The organism is Streptosporangium sp. NPDC049376 (genome assembly GCF_044466505.1).
In the GTDB taxonomy this organism is placed as follows: domain Bacteria; phylum Actinomycetota; class Actinomycetes; order Streptosporangiales; family Streptosporangiaceae; genus Streptosporangium.
Map to the genome: position 1 here is coordinate 23,853 of NZ_JBITMT010000006.1, position 21,249 is coordinate 45,101.

Below are 21,249 nucleotides of genomic sequence, written 5' to 3' on the forward strand. Positions count from 1 at the left end.
GAAGGACCGACACGCCCGTCGCCGCGATCTCACCGTGAGGAACTCACTGCGTGGCGGACGTCCGCCGAAGATGGGCGAGGACGACCTCGCTCTGGCCGACGACGGAGTGTCCGACTCCCGGCAGCAGGCGAACCGTCGCGTGCGGGACGGTCTCGTTCAGGCGCCGGACGGTGTCCTGCGAGTCGAGCATCGCGTCACGGCCACCGACGACGGCCAGCACGGGCATGGTCAGCTTCCGCAGCGTGTCGTCGGAGAAGACCGGCAACCGCTTACGGGGGAGGAACTGCCGGAAGGTGAGGGCCATCCCCTCAAGGAACTCCTCGGAACCCGGCATGTCGAGCCCCGCGACCGTCTCAAGCGTTTTGCGCTGTCCCCACAGACCGAACCGGTTCAGCAGTACGGCCTTCGGCAGCCAGCCCCACTTCTGCCTGCCGATTCCGGCGGGGCACAGCAGCGCCAGGCACTCCACCCGGTCCGGGCGGCGGGTGGCGTAGTCCAGCGCCAGCCAGCCACCGAGCGAGGCGCCGACCACGGACGTCCTCGACACCCCGAGTTCCCGCAGGACGTCGTCCAGCCAGAGGGCGTACGCCTCGGAGTCAAGCGGAGGGCGGGAAGGGGCGCTCAGGCCGGGCTCACCGATCATGTCGACGGCGTGGACGCGGAAGTGTCCGGCCCAGGAGGCCACCTCCGCGACCCACATCGCCGCGTTGGTGCCTGAGCCGTGCAACAGCACCAGCGGCGGCGCGTCCTCGGGGCCGGAGACCACGACGAAGGTCTCTCCCTCGCGGGTCGGGACCCTCCGGTGCTCGTAAGGAACGGGCCAGGTACGCAGGGTCTGGACGTACCGCTCGCGGATGCGCCGGCCGCCGTCCTCGGTCCGGTAGATGGCGGTCATGGCCCGACCACCGCGCCGGTGCGCCTCGGAGTCCGCCTGCCGCCCGCGACGATGACCTTCATGTGACCCTCTCCTTCGTCGATGTGCCGTCCCCGCCCCGCCGGGTGTTCGCGCATCCGGACGAAGAGGGGAATCACGATTCCCTAAAATCACCTTAACACCTCTACTTAAGGGAACAATAGGGAATATTAGGGAGTCAAGCAGGCCGGTCGCCACCCGGGAAGCAGGAGGCAAGGGATGCCGGAAGTCTCGGCGGCCGCCGTCTCAAGACCCCGCGGGACCTCCGGGCCCGAGACGGGACGACCGTCACCGGGTCGCCCCGCTCTCCGAGGAGGTGTGAACCACCCCATGCCTCTCCAGGGCCTCGACCAGGCAGGACGGCCACGGGGAGGCGTCCTCGGTCCTGGCCCCCCGTTCGAGGGCCGCGGCGTAGGAGCGGGCGTCGAGGTTGTCGCGCACCAGCCGTACGGCCTCGATGTGCATCTCGTGGAAGGGGCGCAGGGTGATGAGGCCGACGCCCACGGTCTGGCGCAGATGACGGGCGGCGCCGAGGAGCTCGGCGGCCCGGTGGTACTGCCCGGCGGCGGCGACGGCCCAGGCCAGCGCCTCCGCTCCCCAGACGGGACCCCAGCGGTCGTCGATGTCGCGCTGGCGGACCAGGGAGTCGCGCAGCAGCTCGATGGCCGCGACGGTGTCGCCGAGCCGCAGCCTGGTCAGCCCGAGCGTCCACAGTGCCCATGATTGGGCCCAGGCAGCGCCGTTCGCCTCGGCCTCCTCCAGGTAGGCGTCTCCCGCAGCGCGCGCGACGTCCGGGACGCCGAGGAAGGCGCAGGCCATCGCCCAGAGCATGGTGGCCATGTGGGCGTCTCCCCGGGCACCAGCCCGCCGGAACATGTCCCTGGCCCGTGCCAGCACGGGGATCGCCCCGGCGTCGGAATGGGTGAGCATCGCATGGGCGCCCTCCAGATAGGTGGCGACGGGCGAGGCCGGAGCGCGGTGTTCGGCGAGATACCTCTCGGCGAGCCGGTGGTCGCCCTGCAGGAGGGCCACCCAGCTCAGCATCGCCAGCGCGTCGGTGCGCCGGGGGCCGGGCGCGGACAACGCGCAGGTGCGCTCCAGCCAGTGGCGGCCCTCACCGATGGTGCTGGTGAAGAACCAGGACCGGACACGGGTGAGGTTGACGGCGATCTCCAGGCCGTTGTCCGCCTGCCCCGGCTCGGTGACGCAGAAGTCCAGCGCCGTCCGCAGGTTGGGCAGCTCCCTTCGCAGCCGGGACAGCCACTCGACCTCGCGGACGCCGCACCACTCGGCCGCGGCGGTGGCGACCAGTCTCTGGTAGTGGTCACGGTGGAGCCGCCGCAGCCGAGCTTCCGCGCCCATGTCGGCCAGTCTCCGCCCGCCGTACTGACGGATGGTCTCCAGAAGGCGGTAGCGCGTACGGAGACCCTGGGTCCGCGCCAGCAGGACCGACTTGTGGCACAGGCTCGCCAGCAGATCCACGACGTCCCGGCGGGCGATGCCCGAGCCGGAGCACACGGCTTCGGCCGCCTCCAGGTCGAAACCGCTGGAGAAGACCGAAAGGCGCGCCCAGAGCAGGCGTTCCGGCTCGGTGCACAGCTCGTGGCTCCAGTCGATGACGTCCCACAACGTCCGGTGGTAGCGGGGCATGGCCCGGATGTCGCCGCCCAGCGGACGGAAGCAGTCATCGAGGCGCTCCAGGATCTCCGCGATGGACAGCGTGCCCAGCCGTACGGCGGCCAGTTCGATGGCCAGCGGGATGCCGTCCAGGCGCCTGCACAGCTGGACGACGAGGTCGTGGTTGTCGTGGGTGACACGGAAGTCCGGTGCCGCCGCCGCGGCCCGCGCCACCAGCAACGCCACCGCGTCGTAGCCGGTCAGCGGACGCTCCCGGGACGCGGCGGCCACGGGCGGCAGGGCGAGCGGGGGCACGACCAGCACGTGCTCGTGGCGCAGGCCGAGCCGGTGCCTGCTGGTCGTCAGCATCCGCAGGCCCGGGGCGGCCCTGAGCAGGGTGTCGGCCAGAGCGCCGACCGCGGCGGCCACGTGCTCACAGTTGTCCAGCACCAGCAGCAGCCGCCTGTCACGCAGGAAGTCGGCCAGGACGTCGGCGGGCGGACGCGCGGACTGGTCGCGGATTCTCAGCGCCTGGACCACGAGGTGCTCAAGTGGCCGTCCTTCCGGCAACGCGGTCAGGTCGGCCAGCCACACCCCGTCGGGGAAGTCCCCGGACAGCTCGGCCGCCGCCCGCAGGGCCAGCCGGGTCTTGCCCACCCCGCCCGCGCCGGTCAGGGTGACCAGCCGGTTTCCTCTCACCAGGCGCCCGATGTCGGCGAGCTGACGTGCCCGGCCGATGAACGTCGTCACCTCCGCGGGCAGGTTGCCGCGCACCCGCGGTGGGCTGACGTAGGCCAGCGCGGGGCTGGCGGTGAGCAACCGCCGGTGCAGTTCACGCAGCTCGTCGCCGGGATCGACGCCGAGTTGCTCGACCAGCGCATCCCTGGCGTTGTGATAGCAGCGCAGGCTCTCGCCCCGGCGTCCCGACCGGTACAGCGCGAGCATCCGCTGTCTCCACAGTCGCTCCCTGAGCGGGTGCGCGGTGGTCAGCCCGTGCAGCTCGGCCAGCACGTCCTCGTGCCGTCCCAGCGCCAGGTCCGCCTCGATGCGAAGCTCAAGGGCGTCGAGCCTGCGTTCGTCGAGCACGGGGACGACGTCACGGCGTATGACCTCTGATCCGATGTCCGCGAGCGCCTCTCCGCGCCACAGGCGCAACGCCTCCCGAAGCAGCGTGGCGGCCTGCTCCGTCTCCTCGACGGCGGCCGCCGCCCGCGCGCGGCGCACCAGGGCGTCGAAACGGTGCAGGTCCAGCGTGTCGGCGGGCAGCTCGATCGCATACCCCCTCGGGTGCGTCGTCAGCGGGCACTCCCACCCCGCCCCGTTCAGCAGGCGACGCAGCCGCAGCACGTAGTTCTGCAGCGTGTTGCGGGCGCCGTTGGGGGCGTCGTCCCCCCATACGCGTTCGATCAGCGTCTCGACGGTGACCACGCGATTGGCGTCCAGGAGCAGCGCCGCGAGCAGGGTGCGCAGCTTGGCCGCTCGGATGGTCAGGCGGTTGCCGTGGTGCAGGACCTCGACCGGCCCCAGAATCCTGAACTCGAAACCCAACCCTTTCACAGCGAATTGTAATCACATCATTACCCTCTGCTCGCAACGCGTCACGTACGGGCCCGCGACGGAGCGGTGCGCGTGACCGGCGGGTGACCGGCGTGTCGGCGGCCTCCACCACGCTACGAGTGACCGGGGCGCACGACCCCACGGCACTGGGCGCGGGATCCCGGGTCGCGCCGCCCCGGTCCGCCGGAACGGGCACCGCCGTACGGCGTGCGAAGACAAGCGAAGGAGACGACATGACGACCAGGTTCCGTCCGGTGGCGCTGGCCGCCGCCGTGCTGGGCTCCGCCTGCCTGCTGACCGCGGGCCCGGCACACGCCACCGTCGCGACCGAGGGCACCGCCGTGCAGGCGCTCGGCGACGACGTCTACCGTGACTGGTTCACGAGCCACGCCAGGTGCGTGACCGCGGGCCAGGGCGGGATCGACCGGGGGCACTGGGGGCACTACACCTGCTCCGAGGGCGACGTGTTCTGGCACCTGTGGACCGACCGCTGAGCCGGCCCGCCGTGAGGGTGGTGCCCGTCGTGCGGACGGGCACCACCCGCGGGTCATGAGTTCAGGAATTCCAGCAGGTCGGCGTTGAACTTCTCCTTGTCGCCGGGCACCAGCGCGATGCCGTGTGAGCCGCCCTTGTACACCTTGTAGGTCGAGTTCGGGATGAGCTTCGAGGACTTGTCCGCCGAGGCCGCGATCGGCACGACCTGGTCGTCGTCACCGTGGATGATCAAGGTGGGAATGTCGAACCTCTTCAGGTCCTGGGTGAAGTCGGTGGAGGAGAAGGCGTCCACGCAGACCACCCCGGCCTCGATGTTCTCGGCCATGGCCATCAGCCAGAAGGCGTCCTTGTTGCCCTGCGTCACCTTGTTGCCGGGCCGGTTGGCGCCGAAGAAGCCCTCCGCGGAGTCCTTCCAGAACTGCGAGCGTTCGGCGAGGATACCGGCCTTGATCTTGTCGAACACCTCCTGGGGGGTGCCCTCGGGGTTGTCGTCCGTCTTGAGCATCAGCGGCGGGACCGCCGACAGCAGCACGGCCTTACTGATGCGGTCGGTGCCGTGCCGGCCGATGTAACGGGCCAGCTCCCCGCCTCCCATGGAGTGCGCGACCAGCGTGACGTCACGCAGGTCGAGCTTGGTGATGAGGTCGTTGAGATCGTCGGCGAAGGTGTCGAAGTCGTAGCCGTCGTGGGGGTGACTTGAGCGGCCGTGCCCCCGGCGGTCGTGCGCGATGGCCCGGAAGCCGTGGTCCTTGACCAGTTTCAGCTGGTCCTGCCAGGCGTCCGCGTTCAGCGGCCAGCCGTGGATGAAGACGACCGGCGGCCCGCTGCCCCAGTCGTAGAAGAAGATCTCTGTGCCGTCGCGCGTGGTCACGTAAGGCATGCCGTACCCTCCGAAGGTCTCCCGGGACGCGGCCTGGCCATGGATGGCCGGTGGCTCCGGTGTCGTCACGGAGGCGATACCGCCGGAGGGGCAGAAATAAGGCCAAAGCGAGGTCTGCGGATTTTTGCCCGTCGGCCGGAATCGGTCCGCCGGTCCTGGGCGGACGGATTCCGGCCGGGGACCTCTCGACGTGTCCCGGTGAGGTCAGTTCCCGCGTTCGTGTCCGGCCGCCCTGAGTGCCTCGCCGAGAACGCGAACCGCCTTCGGCCCTACTCCGTGCATCGCCATCAGGTCGGCCTCGGTCAGTTCGGCGACCTGGGCGAGAGTGGTGATGCCGATGCCGGCGAGCGCCCGGGTGGCGGGCCCTCCGATGGCCTTGGGCAGGTCCCCGGTCTCACCGGCGACCGCCGTCTCTCCGGCGGCGGCCTGCCGCGCGAGCTGTCGCGGCGCGTGGGAGAACCAGGCGCGGCGCACCCAGTGGTTGAGCTGCTGACCGTCGATGTCCACGAGCGGGACACGTACGCCGGCCGACGTCCCGTCGTGGGACAGCGGCTCCGCGGTCGGGTACGCCGCGAGAACCTTCTCCGCCTCCGTTGCGGGGAGGTGAAGGTGCACGTGGTCGTTGTCTCCCGTCGAGGCGAACAGGCTGCCGTGCACGGTGAACGCGATCACGCCGGGGCGGTCACCCTGCTCGGCGGTCTCGGGGAGGGAGAGCGCGGTCTTGCGAAGCTGGGCGAAAGTCGTCATGGGTCACTTTGGCATGCAGGACCGACAGAAGCTCCGTACGGCACGGATCGGCGGACCTCTCGGCGTCGTCATCGACGCCGAGAGGTCCGCCGTGTTCCCGCGCCGGCGGACGGCTTGGATGTTGGCGGCCTCCGGCCCGAAGGCCGGAGCGTCACCTCTCCCGCTCAGGCGGGGAAGGACGCCACGTCGCGGTCGTAGTGCCGGTGCCGGACGACGGCGTCGACGAACCGCTGGACGAAGTCGTCTCCCGTTGAGGCCTCGACGACCCCCTGGCGGCCGGGCAGTGCGGCGGCCCGCAACAGGGCCTCGCCGTCCGGCAGCACACCGATGGCCTTGCCGTGCTTGAAGGCCTCGCGGACGAACTGTACGGCGTAGCCGTCGTCCGCCTGCCCCTCACCGCCGGTGCACAGCACCGCGTCGTACAGTACCGACGAGGCCGCGCTGACCTGCTTGTCGACCGACAGCGGCCCGGCCATGCCCTCGTGCGGGGCGACCACGTCGCAGATCGCCTTCCCGTTCTCCAGTTCCTGGATCACGGGGTAGAGCGCCTCGGCGTCGGTGTGGTCGCTCACCAGGACCGCGATCTTGCGGGTGGCCAGGGACGAGGGCTGGTCGGCCTGGCTGAGCGCGGGGGAGGACCTGCCGTGGTTGACGCCCTTGGCCGTCGGCGCGGGCAGGCCGAGCCCCACGGCCACGTGCGCGGCCAGCCCGGTGTCGACGTTGGTCAGCCGGTCGACCACCTGCTCCTTGATGTAGCGGCGCTCGACGTGCCCGAGTTCGAACAGGAACGCCTTGACGATGTGGTCCTTCTCCCAGGGGGCCATGCTGTTCCAGAACAGCGTGGCCTGGCTGTAGTGGTCGCCGAAGCTGGGGCTGCGCTTGCGGATCTTCTCGCCCTCGACCCGTTCGGTGTAGTGCCGGAAGACCCCGGTCATGTCACCGCTGAGCACGCCGGTCGCCGGGCAGCCCCCGCTGATGGAGTTCTTGGAGTAGCTCGTCCGGCTGGTGTGGATCATGTGCTGGTGGAAGCCGTCGCGGTTGTCGTTGTGCACCGGCGCGACCGCCCTGTTGATCGGGATCTGCTGGAAGTTCGGGCCGCCGAGGCGGAGCAGCTGGGTGTCGAGGTAGGAGAAGTTACGGCCCTGCAGCAGCGGGTCGTTGGTGAAGTCGATGCCCGGCACCACGTTGGCGGTGCAGAAGGCGACCTGCTCGGTCTCGGCGAAGAAGTTATCCGGGTTGCGGTTGAGGGTCAGCTTGCCGACCGCCCGCAACGGCACCTCCTCCTCCGGAATGATCTTCGTGGCGTCGAGGAGGTCGAAGTCGAACTTGTGCTCGTCCTCTTCCGGCACGAGCTGGAGGCCCAGCTCCCACTCGGGGTAGTCGCCGTTCTCGATGGCGTCCCACAGGTCACGGCGGTTGAAGTCGGGGTCGTTGCCCTGGATGCGCAGCACCTCGTCCCACACCAGCGAGTGGGTGCCGAGCTTGGGCCGCCAGTGGAACTTGCAGAAGGTGCCCCGCCCCTCGGCGTTGACCAGCCGGAAGGTGTGCACACCGAAGCCCTGCATCATCCGGTAGCTGCGCGGGATCGCCCGGTCCGACATCAGCCACATGATCGTGTGCATGGTCTCCGGCTGCAGCTGCACGAAGTCCCACAGGGTGTCGTGCGCCGACTGGGCCTGCGGGATCTCGTTGTGCGGTTCGGGCTTGACCGAGTGCACGAAGTCGGAGAACTTGATCGCGTCCTGGACGAAGAACACCGGGAAGTTGTTGCCGACCAGGTCGTAGTTGCCCTGCCGGGTGAAGAACTTGGTGGCGAACCCGCGCACGTCGCGCACCGTGTCAGCCGAACCGCGCGAGCCCGCGACGGTGGAGAAGCGCACGAAGACCGGGGTGACCAGCGAAGGGTCGCACAGGAAGTCGGCGCAGGTGTACTCGGCCAGGGACTCGTACACCTGGAAGACGCCGTGCGCGCCCGAACCGCGGGCGTGCACCACCCGCTCCGGGATGCGCTCGTGGTCGAAGCGCATCACCTTCTCCCGGAAGTGGAAGTCCTCCAGGATGGTCGGGCCGCGCTCACCGATCGACAGTGAGTTGTCGGTGTCGTCGACACGGACGCCCTGGTCGGTGGTGTATCGGGTGTCCGCCGAGTCCACCCGATACTGGTCGAGCTGCTGCTGTTTCCGGTTGCCGTCGTCTGCCACAGGTCCCCCACGGTCGAGATGAGATCGAAGCCGGGGGGCCAATCGCGCTTATACCCCCATCACCCACCCGGTCACCCCGGTCAGTCGTGAGCGCCGTGGGATTCCCGGCGGATCCGGCGCGTCGCCGGACCCCTAGGAAGACTCATCCGCCGTTTCCGCGAGGACGGCCGGCGCTCCGGGCGTCGTCCTCGTCCCAGCCGCGTGGAACGGTCCCGTCCGCGAGGCGCGTCTCCTCCGGAGTGCGAGCGAGGCGACCCTTGACCCTTGGTTTGCCCGCCTGGTACTAATCGCCAACCTTGTCCTCACCCTCCGCACCCCGGAGGGTCCAGAGGGTGGGGACGCCATGCGGACTTTCACGTCCGCCATGACCAGGAGGTTCTCCGTGAGGAGTTCACTCAGACGACCTCGGCGACTTGAGCGACTGACCGTCATCGGTGGCCTGGCGACCGCGTTGTCCCTCGGGACCGTTCCGGCGTCCGCCGGTGGCGTACAGCTTCAGGCGCTGCCAGGCTCCAACCTGACGGCCGCGGCGTCCGCGACGGCGGACGCGCCACTGCCGGACTACGACAAAGAGATCGTCGGCCGGTTCGACTCGGCCAACTCCGTCAACCACATCCGGCACCTCGCCGTGAACATCGGCCCACGCCTGAACGGCACCCCGCAGGAACGGGAGGGCGCGGAGTACATCGGCGGGATCCTGAAGTCCTACGGCTTCAAGGTGACCCTCCAGCAGTGGGGCCCGGTCTCGACCAAACGCGTCGCGAAGGTCACGTCCTCGGACGCCGACCTGCCCGGCGGGCCGAACTGGCAGATGGCCGCCTCGGCCAGCGGGAAGTTCACCGGCGACACCGGCGTGAAGGGCCAGGTGGTCGACGCCGGGACGGGCCAGTCCGCCACCGAGTTCCCGGCCGACACCGAGGGCAAGATCGTGCTGATGGACTACAGCACCAACGCCACGGTCCGCAACACCGCCGTGGCCAACGCGGTGAGCCGCGGCGCGCTCGCGGTCGTCCTGGCCTACCCGACCGGCAACTCCGCACCACCGTCGTTCACCCTCACCACTCCCCAGCCGGGGATTCCGGTGGTCGGCGGAGGCAGCGCGCACAGCGCCTGGCTCAGGGGGCTCCTGGCCAAGGGTCCGCTGACGCTGACGGTCGCGACGAACGAGTACGCGAACCCGATGGGCACCAACGTCATCGGCATCCGGCCCGCGGTCGGCGACCCGGACGGCACCACCGCGCCCATCGTCATGGTCGGCGCGCACATCGACTCGGTGCTGGGCGCGCCCGGCGCCCACGACGACGCCTCGGGCAACGGCGTCTCCCTGGAGGTCGCCCGGGTCCTCAGCCAGTACCCGCTGGACAAGGAACTGCGGATCGGCGGCTTCGGCGGTGAGGAGGGCGGTCTCCTCGGTGCCCGCGCGTACGTGAACACGCTGACCGCGGCGGAGAAGGCGCGGTTCGTCGGCGAATGGCAGATGGACATGGTCGGCACGCCGTACGAGCCTGCCCGGCTGTGGGCGCTGACCCCGAACGGTCAGTCGAACTACGTGGTCCAGGAGGCCTACGAGTCGGCCGCCCGCGTCGGGTTCGACGGGTTGCGCAACTGCAGGCTCGGGCAGAGCGACCACCAGGCGTTCTACGACGTGGGCATCCCGTCCTCGCTGTTCATCTGGCTCGACTACCGGCCGCCGGCCCCGCCGGCCGTCTGCGGTCCCACGGGCGGGACGTACGTCACCGAGCCGCAGTACCACAGGCCGACGGACACGATGGACAACATCAGCCCCGAAAGGCTGCAGACCACCCTGGACGTCGTGGGCGGCGCGGTGGCGCACAACGCGCTGAACGCGGTGACGGTGTCCGCGCTCTCGGACGCCGGTCAGCCGCTGGCCGGGGCGCAGGTACGCGCCGACTGCGGCAACGGCCCGCGTGCCCTGGGCACCACCGGAGCCGACGGCAGGCTCAAGGCTGTCTTCCCGCACATCACGTGCGACTTCTCCGTGACCGCCGAGGGCGCGACGGTCACCGAGCGCGGAGTGGCGATCTCCGGTGACCACGCGGTGAAGGTGACCGTCGACCTCACCAAGCCGACGATCTCCCTCACCAGGCCCGCCGACGGCGCGGTCTACACGCTCGGGACGGCCACGACCGCGTCGTACCGGTGCGAGGACAACCTGTCCGGGATCGCCGGCTGCACCGGCACGGTGCCCGACGGCGGCCCGCTCGACACCTCCTCCGTCGGCTTCCACGACTTCACCGTCAAGGCCGTCGACAACGCGGGCAACACCGCGAGCCGGAAGGTGACCTACCAGGTCGTCTACCCCTGGCAGGCCTACTTCCCGGAGACGATGTCGGGCAAGGCGGGCAGCGCCGTACCGATCAAGTTCAGCCTCGGCGGCGACCGCGGCACCGACGTCTTCGCCCCCGGCTACCCGGCTTCTCAGCAGGTGGCCTGTGACACCGGGAAACCGATCGGCCCCGCCGAACCGACCCGTAACCCGGGCAACTCGAAGATCAGCTACGGGGGCGGCCAGTACAACTACGTCTGGAAGACCGACAAGAGCTGGTCCGACACCTGCCGACAGCTCCAGCTGAAGCTCGACGACGGCACCGGCCATTTCGCCGTCATCACGTTGAGGTAGCGGCGTAGCCGCGACACGACCGCCCGGCCGGGAGACGGGATCGGCCCCGTTCCCCGGCCGGGTTTCCATCGGCGCCGGCCCGCTTCCGGCCGGTCCGTACCGGCTCGGCTCTTAGCCGGGGACCGGATTCAGGTTGCTGACGCAGAATCTGGTGGTCGTGGCGTAGAACGCGGCCCCCGCCCGCAGGCCCGGCCGTCGAGACCTCCGCCGTGGTGTCCGCCCGGGGCCTGGGTCTCTCGCTCAGGGAGGTGACGTGAGTACGGTTCGACGTCACGTGGCGTCGGACTTGCGTCTGCGGTAGGCCCGCTGGCGGCACGAGGGGGAGCAGTACTCCCTGGGGCGTCCCGAGGCGGGTTGTTCGACCGGCGTGCCGCACACGACACACACCCCTGTTTCGTCACTTGTTTCGTAACGTTTTTTGACCAGCAGCTCGATGCCGTCCAGCAGCCGGGCGAGGCCGAACTCGAAGGGGTCCTCCGGCCGGTCGTAGCCCCCCTCCTCCCACAGGCGAGCGATCACGGGGTAGCCGTTCAGCTGCTCGAACAGCGTGTCACGGCTTCCCCACCACTCCTCCTCACTGAGGCCGCTGTGCCGTTCGGCCTCGGCCGCCTCGACCAGCAGCAGCGCCTCCGAGTCGACGAACCTGCCGACGAGACCGGCCACCGCGATCACCTCGGAGGGGGGCAGGCCGGTCTCGGCGACCACGCCGAGCATCTGCTCGTAATGCGCGATGACGTTGGGGCCGGGCACGTGGCGCCCGCCCCGTATCTCCGACAGCCAGGGATGACGGCGGCGCAGCTCCCACCCCTGCCTGGCGCACGCCTCAAGCCGCGCCCGCCAGCCGTCCCTCCCCGTCGCGTCCGCGTCCGCATCCACGGTGCCCGGGCTCTCGCCCGTCACCGCGTCGCGCATGAGGTCGATGAGCTGCTCGCGGCCGGACACGTGCCGGTAGAGCGACATGGTGGTGAAGCCGAGCCGCTCGGCGACCTTGCGCATGGACAGCCCGGCCAGCCCCTCGGCGTCGGCCAGCTCGATGCCCGCGCGCACGATCCGGCCCAGGCTCAGCCCCCGCCTCGCCTCCACGCCGTCCCGCCGCCACAGCAGTTCGACCGTGCGCTCAGGATCGTTCACCTTGTCATCCCTCATGTTTATGGTATACACCATGTGCACACCATAAACACGTTTCGAGGGGACACATCCATGATCGAACTGTTCGTCGCCCCCGACGGGGACGACTCCGCCCCGGGGACGCGGGAACGCCCGTTCGCCACCCTCGGCCGTGCCGGGCTGGCGGCCCGCGCCCTGACCGGCGAGGTCGTCGTGCGGCTCAGGGCGGGCGCGTACGCGCTGACCGAGCCGCTCGAACTCACCACCACCCCCGGCCGTGACGGCCGTGACGGCCACGTCACCTACCAGGCCCACGGGTACGGCACCGCCGAACAGGAGGAGGTCGTCGTCAGCGGCGGCCGTACCGTCACCGGCTGGCGGGAACTGGACGGCGTGTGGCTGGCCGACGTCGGCGACCTGGAAACCCGCCAGCTCTACGTGGACGGCCGGCGGGCCGAACGGGCGGGTGTCGAGGCCCTGCCCGGCGAGATCACCCTGACCGAGACCGGCTACACCACCGACAGCACGGCGCCGTCGGCCTGGCGCAATCCGGGCGACGTGGAGTTCGTCCACCGGGGCGTCTACCCGTGGACCGAGGCCCGCATCGGTGTCGCCTCGGTCACGACCGGCGGCGACGGCACGGTGATCACCATGGCGCAGCCCGCGTTCGGACGCGCCCTGGAGCTGTACAACTCCACCTGGCAGGGCCAGACCTCACGGGGACCCGGCCTGCCGACCAGGGTGGAGAACGACGCCTCCTTCCTCACCGAGCCCGGCACGTTCGTCCTGGACCGCTCACGCCCCGGGCGGCACGTCCTGCGTTACCTGCCCCTGCCCGGTGAGCACCCGGAACGCACCCGGGTGGTCGCGCCGGTCCTGGAGACACTGGTGCGTGTCACCGGCGGGCGCGGTGTGACCTTCCTCGGGGTGACGTTCGCCGAGGCCACCTGGCTGCGGCCGAGCGGGCCTGAGGGCTTCCTGCACTACCACGGCAGCGGCTTCCACGTCGGCGGCCCGATCGACACGGTCCCGATCGACGACTCCGGCTCCTCGGTCACGGTGCCCCGGGAGCCCGTCACGATCCCGGCCTGCGTGGTGGTCGAGAACGCCTCCGGCGTGCGGTTCGAAGGGTGCCGCTTCACCCGGCTCGGCGCCACCGGGCTCGGTGTTTCCGCGTCGGAGGACGTCACGGTGCGCGGGTGCGACTTCGACACGCTCTCCGCCGGGGGGATCGTGGTCGGCGGCAGCCGTTCGGTCCTCGTCGAGGACAACCGGGTCCACCGCGTCGGCCTGGAGTTCTCCGGCTCGCCCGGCGTCGCGCTGAACGGCACGACCGGATGCACGGTCGCGCACAACCACATCGCCGACGTGCCCCACTGCGGCATCGTCGCCGGGCCCGGCACGGGCACCCGCGTCCTGAACAACCTCACGAGCGGCACGATGCAGGTGCTGGCCGACGGGGGAGGTGTCTATCTCGCCGGTCCGCAGGGCGGCTCCCACGACTCGGGGGCGGTCATCCGGGGCAACGTCATCGAGGACACGCGCACGCCGTACAACTTCGGCCTCTACACCGACTACGGCGCGGCGTGGGTGACGGTCGAGGAGAACCTGGTCGTCAGGGCCGACAGCACGGCCGTCCTGCACGTGTCGCCGCCGCTGGACAACGTCGTCTACCGGGGCAACCTGTGGGACGCCGACCCGGTCGGCGCCGACGCGCCGCCGCCGGGGGTTCTCTACAAGGACAACGTCACCTTCACCGTCGGGCCGGAGCCGGAGGCCGCCGCCGCGATCCGGGCCCGGGCCGGTCTCCTGCGGAAGGCCCCGGCGCCGTCCTGACCCGGGGTCCCGTTGACGCCTTCCCGCCCGCCGTACGGCTCTAATGGAGGGACTGCCGGACAACGCCGAGGAGACCGTTGTGACGACACGACCGCCCCTGCCGCCCTTCACCCTGGAAACCGCGCTGGAGAAGGTCCAGGCCGCCGAGGACGCCTGGAACACCCGTGATCCGGAACGGGTCGCGTCGGCCTACACCGAGGACTCCGTGTGGCGTAACCGCGACCGTTTCGTCACGGGCCGGGCGGAGATCGTGGCGTTCCTGCGGGAGAAGTGGGACCGGGAGCTTGACTACGCGCTCCGCAAGGAGCTGTGGGGGTTCCACGGTGACCGGATCGCGGTGCGCTTCCAGTACGAGTGCCGGGACTCCTCCGGTCAGTGGTGGCGCAGCTACGGAAACGAGCTGTGGGAATTCTCCCCGGAGGGGCTCATGAGCCGGAGGGAGGCCAGCATCAACGACACGCCGATCTTCGAGGACGACCGGCGCATCCACGGTCCCCGTCCGGCCGACCAGCGCGGCGTCGCGCTTCCGATCCGCTGAACAGATCGTTTCGATCGACGCTCGGATGTCTAGCGATGCTAGAGTCGAGGGATGTCGGTACGGGAACGCAAGGAGCGCGAGCGGGCGCACCGCCACCAGCTGATCGTCACGACGGCTCGGGAGCTCGCCGAGGAGCAGGGGTGGGAGGCGGTCACCACACGCCGCCTGGCCGAACGCATCGAGTACAGCCAGCCCGTGCTCTACAGCCACTTCCGCGGCAAGCGTGAGATCGTCGGGGCCGTCGCCCTGGAGGGGTTCGCCGAACTGACGGCGGCGATGCGGCGCGCGGTCGCGGACTCCTCCGGGGGGCGGGCCGCGGTGTCCGCGCTCGCGGAGACGTATGTCGGCTTCGCCGAACGCAACCCCGCGCTGTACGACGCGATGTTCCTTCTCGACACCGGTCTGCCCTTCGCCGACGCGGCGACCCCCGCGCCGCTGCGCGAGGGGTTCGGCGCGCTGCTCGACACGCTTCGCGACGTGGCGGGGGACGCCGACCCGGGTCTGTTCGTCGAGGTCTTCTGGGCGGCCATGCACGGCCTGGTCGCGCTCACCCGCTCGGGCCGCCTGCCCGCGGAGGGGTCGGCACAGCGGCTCGACCTCCTGGTCGACAGGTTCGCCGGCAGGCCGTGACGGCACACCGTCACGGCCTGCCGTCCAGGTCCTCGAACAGCGCGGCCGTCCGGTCCGCGCTCTCCAGGGCCCGGCGCCCGGTGGCGAGCAACCCCAAGGCCACGACGCAGACACCGAGCCCTGCCACCGGCCACCACACCCCCCGCTCGGCCGCGGTGAACGCCGTACCGCCGCGGGTGAGGGCCGGCCCCATGATCATTCCGGCGATCGCGACGCCCAGCGCGGTGCCGCTCTGCCGTCCCGCCGAGGCCAGTGAGGCGGCCACCCCGGCCATCGAACGGGGCATCCCGGAGACCGCCGTGTTGGTGATCGGCGGGTTGACGGCCCCCAGGAAGACGCCGAACAGCAGGAACGTCACGAGCACGGCCGGCAACGGGGTCGCGGGGCCGAGCCGGAGCGAGGCCAGAGCACCCAGGGCCAGGGCGCTCCCGGCGACCACCAGCGGCAGCCGGGGGCCGCGCGCGCCGACCAGCCTTCCGGTGAGGGGGGGAGAGCACCACGGTCAGCGCCCCGACCGGCAGCAGGCACAACCCGGCCGCCAGCGCGGACATGCCGCGCACCTCCTGCAGGTACAGGGTGGTCACGAACAGGAAGGCGCCGAACCCGCACAGCGCGAAGAAGGCCATCAGGATCGCCGACCCGAACGGCGCACTCCGGAAGAGCCGCAGTTCGAGCAGCGGATCGGTACGGCGTGGCTCGTGGCGCAGAACGCCCAGCACGCCGAGCGCGGCGACCACGAGCAGCCCCAGGATCACCGGTGAGGTCCAGCCGAGCCGCCGGGACTCGATCACCGCGTAGACGACGCAGCCCAGCACCACGACCACCAGGGCCTGGCCTGCCGGGTCGAAGCGGCGCGGGCGAGGGGCACGGGACTCGGGGACGAACAGCGCGGCGCACCCGATCGTGGCGGCCACGACCGGCACGTTGACCCAGAAGACGGCGTGCCAGCCGAAACCGTCGACCAGGAGGCCGCCGAGAACCGGGCCGAGTGCCGGCGCCAGGCCGGTCGTCGCGCCGAACACGCCGATGGCCCTGGCCCGGTCCGCGGGCTCGGGGAAGGCGGTGGCGACGATCGCCATGGCCACCGGGTTGAGCATCGTGCCGCCGACGGCCTGGACGACCCGTGCCGCGACCAGCCAGCCGACGCTCGGCGCCAGCCCGCACAGCAGCGAGCCGATCCCGAAGGCCGCCAGGCCGATCTGGAAGACGCGTCTGCGGCCCACCCGGTCGGCGGTCGAGCCCGCCGGCACCAGGAAGGCGGCGAGCACCAGGGTGTAGGCGTCCACCGTCCACTGCAGGCCCGAGACCGAGGCGTGCAGGGTCACGGCGGATCGAGGGAAGCGCGACGTTGACGATGGAGATGTCCATGACCACGACGGCCGCGCTGACGCAGCAGATCGCGAGCACCAGGAGCCGGTGACCGGGCTCGTCGGCCGTGGTCCGGAATCGTGTCGGATGAATCACGACCGCGAGGCTAAGATTTAGAGCGTGCTCGAAGTCAATCCGCAGACGGCCCTCCCCGACGCCCAGGAGGGGCTGAGCATCGCCGAGGCCGCCCGCCGTACCGGGGTCAGCGTGCACACGCTGCGCTACTACGAGCGTGCCGGGCTGGTCGTCACCACCGTCGACCGCACCGTGGGCGGATGGCGGAGATACCGGAAGATCGACCTCGACTGGATCGTCGTCTGCACCAAGCTGCGGGCCACCGGCATGCCCATCAGGACCATCCGGCACTACGCCGAGCTCGTGGCGGCCGGACCGGGCAACGAACGGGAACGGCTCGCCCTCCTGGAGGCGCACCGCGGCGAGGTGACCGCCAGGCTCGCCGAGGTACGGGAAAGTCTCGACCTCATCAGCCACAAGATCGACGTCTACCGGGGGCGGCTCGCCGCGGGAGACGCCGACCGGCTGTGGGCCCCCGACCCCGGCCACGACTGAGGCGGCCCCTCACGACAGCGGTTCGTCGACAAGGGCGAGCTCGTCATCGCCGGGAGCCTGGAAGAGCCTCAGATACTCCTCAAGCAGCTCACGGCCGACCGGAGCCGTCCCAGGCGCCCCCTGTCTGTTGCGGACCTCCAGGCGACGGCACAATTCATCGACCGGTGTGGCCAGATAGCGCAGCTCGACAGGAAAACCGAGCGCGCGCGCCCGCAAACGCTTCTCGTCGCGTTCGGAACGCCCCCAGAAGCCGAACTCCAGGATCACGTTCTGCCCCAGTGCCGGCAACTCCTGAGCATGCTCCCAGAACCGCCGTTCAAGCCGGTCGCGCGTGTTCTCGTCGAACAGGTCGACGCCGAGATCGGCCATCCATTCGTCCGGGCACAACCGCACCGCCGGAATCTCTCCCGCCAGCCGCTTGGCCGGCGTCGTCTTCCCAGAGCCGGGCGGTCCGCACAGCAGGATCAGCCTCGGCTCGGAGCCCGCGTCGCCCATCGGAATCCTCCATCGCTCCGGTACTCCGGCCGCCGCGCCGTCACGGCCACCCTTCCGGTGGATCGTCCGCGTGACCGTACCGGCCGCCTTCGTGCGGCCACGACGGCGGCCGACGTCCTGAGCGAATCCGGCCTCGTGCCCGGCTCGCCCACTGTGGCCGGATGCGTCTACGTGCCGCAACCAGCCGGCCGGTCAAAAGGTGACGCGTCAGCACGTGTGCCGGCCACCGGGAGGACAACCCACGCCGGCCCATGACGAGTCAAACGGTGCCGCCCGTGAGGACTGTGTGACCCGGCGGGACGAAGAAGCCCCTCCCGGGAGAGCGCACGAAAAGTAGCCGAGTGGCTACTTTGTGTGGCATCACGGAGGTGATTCCCCATGCCCAGCGCCAGCCAGATCGTGTGCGTGGCGGCCATGCTCGTCGCGGCCGTGCTGATCTGCGCGCCCGCCGCGCACGCCGACCCCCCGCAGACCAACCGGGAGCTCATCAACCGGATGGACGGCGGCCGTCTCGCCGTCCTCGGCGACAGCCTCGCCGACGGCGCCGAGGCGATCGCCCTGCGTCACCCCCGGTGGAGATACCGGACGGTCAAATGGACCTACACCGTCAAGGACGACGGCTACTACGTGATAAAGAACGAGGCGGCCAACAAGTGCCTGCAACCGGTGACGGGCCTTCCCCGGGAGGCCGACAAGGTGGTCGTGCGAACGTGCAACGGCTCGCCCCTGCAGGACTGGTCGCGCCGCCCCGAGCAGGGTGACTCCGACCAGCGCACCGGCTGGGCCGCCTACCGTCCCCGGCTCAACACCACACTCGCGCTGACCCTGGACTCCTACCAGGGGCCCGGCAGCTGGGACACCCTCCACCTCGCCCGCGACCAGAACTCCACCGACCGGCTGTGGCGGTTCCTGCGTGAGGACGAGACCTGGTGACCGCCCGGCCGGCAAGCGGCGGCACCCTTGACGGCGCCGGTCAGATCGATTAGACCTCAGGGGTTCTGTTGATCACCCCCCAGGAGGGCACCATGTCCGACAGCGCGTTGTTACGATTCGCGGCCCGCGCCGCACTGGCCGCCGCGACGGCCGGCTCCCTGGTCGCGCTCAGCTCCCTGCCCGCCTCCGCGGCCACGGACCCGGCCGCGCCCTCGGCCACCGACTCGGCCGCGAACCAGGCCGGGGGCAGGCCTCCGAGGCCGACGAACGGGCCGTGCCACTACACCCCGACGCCGGACGACCCCGCCGTACGGCGTGTGCCGCTGCCGCCGGACCCGCGTCGCACCCCCACCAGGACGGTCACCACGACCCTCAGCACCAACCACGGCCGGATCGGCCTGACCCTCAACGCCGCCAAGGCGCCCTGCACGGTGCAGAGCTTCGTGCACCTGGCCAGGCACGGCTTCTACGACTTCACCGGCTGCCACCGGCTGACCGCCTACGACCGCCTCAAGGTTCTGCAGTGCGGCGACCCCGGCTTCACCGGTGAGGGCGGCCCGGGCTACAAGTACAAGGACGAGCTGCCCACCGACCTGCCGCCGTGGCCCGGTGACACCACCGGCACGCGCAAGACCTACGCCCGCGGGGTGCTGGCCATGGCCAACGCCGGGCCTGACACCAACGGCAGCCAGTTCTTCCTGGTCTACGGAGACTCCGGCCTGCCGCCCAACTACACGGTCTTCGGCACGGTCGACGCGGCGGGCCTGGCCGCCCTCGACCGTGTCGCCGCGGGCGGCATCCAGCCGACGCCGGACGGCCCCACCCCGCCGGTCGACGGTAAGCCCGTCCTTCCGGTGAAGATCCGCCACGCCCAGGTCTGGCGCTAGTCTCCGTTGTCCGCGTGGTCCGCGGGTGCCCCCTCCATGCGGGAGTCACCGGCGGACCCCGGCACACGGTCTCAAACCCTGATGACGTCACTCTGAGACTCCGGGAACAGTGACGAGAGGAGACCGCCGTCGTCCACGGAGACAACGACGCGAATATCCTCGCCATCCCAGAATGCCTTTGAGGTGATCGTCCAGGTCTTCCCCTGTTCGTCCACGTACCTTTCGCGGACGCTCCCGTCGAGAAGCCTCTCCCTGACCTCGGACGCGGCCTCACCGACCCAGTATCCGAGCTTTTCCACGGCTATGGCTCCGGCCTTCGATCGATTCACCTGTCTCCTCGCTTCCCAGGCCCGGGAAACCGGCCGAGCGTCTCCGGCGTGCGGGCCCCGGAAGATCATGCATCCCGCTCTGGCTGCCGGACGAACCAGGCGCGGGAAATGGTGGAGGCCGACGAAGCCCTCGCGTTCCGGTCGTCAGCAGGATGGGTGAATGGCTGACCTCACCCACCTGCGGGACCTGCTCGACAGTCAGGCGAAAGCCCTCCAGGTTCCCGGCGCAGCCGTCGGCGTGATCGTCGACGGCACCGAGCACGTCCTCACCACCGGCGTCGCCAGCGTCGACGCCCCGGCCCCCGTGACGGGCGACACGCTGTTCCAGATCGGTTCGACCACCAAGACGGTCACCGCGACGGCGATCATGCACCTCGTCGAGCGCGGCCTGCTCGACCTGGACGGACGGGTACGGCGTTACCTGCCCGACCTGCGGCTCGCCGACGAACAGGCCGCCGAGGAGCTGACCGTCAGGCACCTGCTCACCCACACCGGCGGCTTCCTCGGCGACGTCGACGACGGCGACAGCTGGGGCGCCGACGCCCTGGCGGCCTCGATCACCACCTACGACCGGCTGCCCCAGCTCTTCGCGCCGGGGCGGCTCGCCTCCTACAGCAACGCCGGGTTCAGGCTGCTCGGCAGGATCGTCGAGGTCGTGTGCGGCAAGCCGTACGAGACGGCGGTCGGCGAGATCGTGCTCACGCCCCTGGGGATGGACTCCAGTTCCTTCTTCCCCTGGGAGGTCGCGACCCGGCCGCACGCCGTCGGCCACGTCGTCCGGCCGGACGGCCCGCACGTCGCGCACACCTGGGGGCTGTTCCGCGAGGGCATGCCCGAAGGGGGACTGGTCTCCTCGGTGCGCGACCAGCTCCGCTACGCCGCCTTCCACCTGGGCACGGGCGCCGTGGACGGCCAGGGGCCGATCGGAGCCACGACCAGGGAGCTGATGCAGCGGGAGCACGTGCACCTCGGCGCGCCGTGGAGCGGCATCGGCCTGCCGTGGCTGCTTGAGGAACGGGCGGGCCTGCGGCTGGTCACCCACGGCGGCAACATCGGCAACCTGCAGCTGTCGTCGTTCGTGCTGGCCCCCGAGCACGGTTTCGCCGTCACCACGCTCACCAACTCGGCGCCGGGCAGGGTTCTGGGCACGCTGGTGACCGACTGGTGCCTGGAGCACCTGCTCGGCGTGCCGTCGCAGGCCGTACTGCTGCCGCTGGGTGAGCCCGGGCCGGAGTACGCGGGCAGCTACGACGCCGGGCAGTGGATCTTCGAGGTGGACGAGAAACTGACGGCGCGGTTCGTGCTGCGGCCCGAGCTGGTGGCCGCGGGGGTCGAGGGCATGCCCGACATGCCGCTCGCGCTGGTCGAGGGCTCCGACGACCTGACGATCGCCGCCGACCCCAAGCAGGTCATCGGCCGTTTCCTGCGGGACGACGCGGGCGAGATCGCCTTCCTGCACCTGGGCGGCAGAGCGGCCAGGCGCGTCCGCTGATCCGTGCCCCGAA

19 protein-coding genes and 1 pseudogene are annotated in these 21,249 nt (G+C 70.7%); 9 read left to right on the forward strand and 11 right to left on the reverse strand.

What is annotated here, in order from left to right; translation table 11 throughout:
- Positions 1–43: 43 nt before the first annotated feature.
- The 3 genes from ACIBVQ_RS18155 to ACIBVQ_RS18165 all read right to left on the reverse strand — a co-directional run bounded on the left by ACIBVQ_RS18155 (position 44) and on the right by ACIBVQ_RS18165 (position 4,087).
- Positions 44–895, reverse strand: coding sequence for an alpha/beta fold hydrolase (locus ACIBVQ_RS18155; protein ID WP_399178628.1), 852 nt, complete (start codon positions 893–895; stop codon positions 44–46).
- The gene (locus ACIBVQ_RS18160; RefSeq protein ID WP_399178630.1) at positions 892–1,032 is read right to left on the reverse strand and encodes a hypothetical protein; all 141 of its coding nucleotides are present in this window, start codon (positions 1,030–1,032) and stop codon (positions 892–894) included. The genes ACIBVQ_RS18155 and ACIBVQ_RS18160 overlap by 4 nt, the downstream gene beginning before the upstream one ends.
- Before the next feature lie 169 nt (positions 1,033–1,201).
- Positions 1,202–4,087, reverse strand: a complete 2,886-nt coding sequence (locus tag ACIBVQ_RS18165; protein WP_399178632.1) for an AfsR/SARP family transcriptional regulator — start codon at positions 4,085–4,087, stop codon at positions 1,202–1,204.
- Positions 4,088–4,320: 233 nt separating this feature from the next.
- On the opposite strand from ACIBVQ_RS18165, the gene ACIBVQ_RS18170 reads away from it, so the two are divergent.
- Entirely contained in the window at positions 4,321–4,581 is a 261-nt protein-coding gene (locus ACIBVQ_RS18170; protein WP_352012458.1) for a hypothetical protein, read from the forward strand.
- Between the two features lie 53 nt (positions 4,582–4,634).
- Here ACIBVQ_RS18170 and ACIBVQ_RS18175 read toward each other — a convergent pair whose 3' ends face one another.
- From ACIBVQ_RS18175 to ACIBVQ_RS18185, 3 genes are all read right to left on the reverse strand, one after another.
- Positions 4,635–5,462 carry an alpha/beta fold hydrolase gene (locus tag ACIBVQ_RS18175; RefSeq protein WP_399178635.1) on the reverse strand — a complete coding sequence of 276 codons (828 nt, stop codon included), beginning with the start codon at positions 5,460–5,462 and terminating at the stop codon, positions 4,635–4,637.
- 204 nt (positions 5,463–5,666) lie between these two features.
- Positions 5,667–6,209, reverse strand: coding sequence for a hypothetical protein (locus ACIBVQ_RS18180; protein WP_399178637.1), 543 nt, complete (start codon positions 6,207–6,209; stop codon positions 5,667–5,669).
- 164 nt (positions 6,210–6,373) lie between these two features.
- The gene (locus ACIBVQ_RS18185; protein WP_399178639.1) at positions 6,374–8,410 is read right to left on the reverse strand and encodes a catalase; all 2,037 of its coding nucleotides are present in this window, start codon (positions 8,408–8,410) and stop codon (positions 6,374–6,376) included.
- Between the two features lie 382 nt (positions 8,411–8,792).
- Between ACIBVQ_RS18185 and ACIBVQ_RS18190 the strand changes: the two genes are divergently transcribed.
- Positions 8,793–11,051: a PxKF domain-containing protein gene (locus ACIBVQ_RS18190; protein ID WP_399178641.1), complete on the forward strand. Its 2,259-nt coding sequence runs from the start codon at positions 8,793–8,795 to the stop codon at positions 11,049–11,051.
- Between the two features lie 270 nt (positions 11,052–11,321).
- Here ACIBVQ_RS18190 and ACIBVQ_RS18195 read toward each other — a convergent pair whose 3' ends face one another.
- Positions 11,322–12,197, reverse strand: a complete 876-nt coding sequence (locus ACIBVQ_RS18195) for a TetR/AcrR family transcriptional regulator (protein ID WP_399178643.1) — start codon at positions 12,195–12,197, stop codon at positions 11,322–11,324.
- Positions 12,198–12,251: 54 nt separating this feature from the next.
- Between ACIBVQ_RS18195 and ACIBVQ_RS18200 the strand changes: the two genes are divergently transcribed.
- The 3 genes from ACIBVQ_RS18200 to ACIBVQ_RS18210 are packed head-to-tail and all read left to right on the forward strand — an operon-like array spanning position 12,252 to position 15,162.
- Entirely contained in the window at positions 12,252–13,994 is a 1,743-nt protein-coding gene (locus tag ACIBVQ_RS18200; protein ID WP_399178645.1) for a right-handed parallel beta-helix repeat-containing protein, read from the forward strand.
- Positions 13,995–14,037: 43 nt separating this feature from the next.
- Positions 14,038–14,532, forward strand: coding sequence for a DUF1348 family protein (locus ACIBVQ_RS18205; RefSeq protein WP_399178647.1), 495 nt, complete (start codon positions 14,038–14,040; stop codon positions 14,530–14,532).
- Positions 14,533–14,583: 51 nt separating this feature from the next.
- The gene (locus tag ACIBVQ_RS18210; RefSeq protein ID WP_362913296.1) at positions 14,584–15,162 is read left to right on the forward strand and encodes a TetR/AcrR family transcriptional regulator; all 579 of its coding nucleotides are present in this window, start codon (positions 14,584–14,586) and stop codon (positions 15,160–15,162) included.
- A 10-nt stretch (positions 15,163–15,172) separates the two neighbouring features.
- Here the strand turns inward: ACIBVQ_RS18210 and ACIBVQ_RS18215 are convergent, their stop codons facing one another.
- Together ACIBVQ_RS18215 and ACIBVQ_RS18220 are read right to left on the reverse strand one after the other, a co-directional pair.
- A complete protein-coding gene (locus tag ACIBVQ_RS18215) occupies positions 15,173–15,601 on the reverse strand; it encodes a hypothetical protein (protein WP_399178650.1) in 429 nt (142 codons plus the stop codon).
- Positions 15,602–15,674: 73 nt separating this feature from the next.
- Positions 15,675–16,487 (reverse strand): annotated as a pseudogene (locus ACIBVQ_RS18220) (MFS transporter); the annotation flags it as partial.
- A 163-nt stretch (positions 16,488–16,650) separates the two neighbouring features.
- Between ACIBVQ_RS18220 and ACIBVQ_RS18225 the strand changes: the two are divergent.
- Positions 16,651–17,100, forward strand: coding sequence for a MerR family transcriptional regulator (locus ACIBVQ_RS18225; protein WP_352012469.1), 450 nt, complete (start codon positions 16,651–16,653; stop codon positions 17,098–17,100).
- A 9-nt stretch (positions 17,101–17,109) separates the two neighbouring features.
- Here the strand turns inward: ACIBVQ_RS18225 and ACIBVQ_RS18230 are convergent, their stop codons facing one another.
- Entirely contained in the window at positions 17,110–17,595 is a 486-nt protein-coding gene (locus ACIBVQ_RS18230; protein WP_399178652.1) for an AAA family ATPase, read from the reverse strand.
- Between the two features lie 378 nt (positions 17,596–17,973).
- On the opposite strand from ACIBVQ_RS18230, the gene ACIBVQ_RS18235 reads away from it, so the two are divergent.
- Together ACIBVQ_RS18235 and ACIBVQ_RS18240 are read left to right on the forward strand one after the other, a co-directional pair.
- Entirely contained in the window at positions 17,974–18,528 is a 555-nt protein-coding gene (locus ACIBVQ_RS18235) for an RICIN domain-containing protein (RefSeq protein WP_352012471.1), read from the forward strand.
- 68 nt (positions 18,529–18,596) lie between these two features.
- A complete protein-coding gene (locus tag ACIBVQ_RS18240; RefSeq protein WP_399178654.1) occupies positions 18,597–19,415 on the forward strand; it encodes a peptidylprolyl isomerase in 819 nt (272 codons plus the stop codon).
- 71 nt (positions 19,416–19,486) lie between these two features.
- Here ACIBVQ_RS18240 and ACIBVQ_RS18245 read toward each other — a convergent pair whose 3' ends face one another.
- Positions 19,487–19,744, reverse strand: a complete 258-nt coding sequence (locus ACIBVQ_RS18245; RefSeq protein ID WP_399178656.1) for a hypothetical protein — start codon at positions 19,742–19,744, stop codon at positions 19,487–19,489.
- 160 nt (positions 19,745–19,904) lie between these two features.
- On the opposite strand from ACIBVQ_RS18245, the gene ACIBVQ_RS18250 reads away from it, so the two are divergent.
- A complete protein-coding gene (locus tag ACIBVQ_RS18250; RefSeq protein WP_399178658.1) occupies positions 19,905–21,236 on the forward strand; it encodes a serine hydrolase domain-containing protein in 1,332 nt (443 codons plus the stop codon).
- Positions 21,237–21,249: the final 13 nt, after the last annotated feature.

What these genes read in the sequence shown, in the direction of transcription:
- ACIBVQ_RS18230 (WP_399178652.1), bottom strand. Translation starts at nt 17,595, where the DNA reads ATGGGCGACGCGGGCTCCGAGCCGAGGCTGATCCTGCTGTGCGGACCG.
- ACIBVQ_RS18175 (WP_399178635.1), bottom strand. Translation starts at nt 5,462, where the DNA reads ATGCCTTACGTGACCACGCGCGACGGCACAGAGATCTTCTTCTACGAC.
- ACIBVQ_RS18195 (WP_399178643.1), bottom strand. Translation starts at nt 12,197, where the DNA reads ATGAGGGATGACAAGGTGAACGATCCTGAGCGCACGGTCGAACTGCTG.
- ACIBVQ_RS18250 (WP_399178658.1), top strand. Translation starts at nt 19,905, where the DNA reads ATGGCTGACCTCACCCACCTGCGGGACCTGCTCGACAGTCAGGCGAAA.
- ACIBVQ_RS18170 (WP_352012458.1), top strand. Translation starts at nt 4,321, where the DNA reads ATGACGACCAGGTTCCGTCCGGTGGCGCTGGCCGCCGCCGTGCTGGGC.
- ACIBVQ_RS18200 (WP_399178645.1), top strand. Translation starts at nt 12,252, where the DNA reads ATGATCGAACTGTTCGTCGCCCCCGACGGGGACGACTCCGCCCCGGGG.
- ACIBVQ_RS18155 (WP_399178628.1), bottom strand. Translation starts at nt 895, where the DNA reads ATGACCGCCATCTACCGGACCGAGGACGGCGGCCGGCGCATCCGCGAG.
- ACIBVQ_RS18210 (WP_362913296.1), top strand. Translation starts at nt 14,584, where the DNA reads ATGTCGGTACGGGAACGCAAGGAGCGCGAGCGGGCGCACCGCCACCAG.
- ACIBVQ_RS18235 (WP_352012471.1), top strand. Translation starts at nt 17,974, where the DNA reads ATGCCCAGCGCCAGCCAGATCGTGTGCGTGGCGGCCATGCTCGTCGCG.
- ACIBVQ_RS18180 (WP_399178637.1), bottom strand. Translation starts at nt 6,209, where the DNA reads ATGACGACTTTCGCCCAGCTTCGCAAGACCGCGCTCTCCCTCCCCGAG.
- ACIBVQ_RS18205 (WP_399178647.1), top strand. Translation starts at nt 14,038, where the DNA reads ATGGAGGGACTGCCGGACAACGCCGAGGAGACCGTTGTGACGACACGA.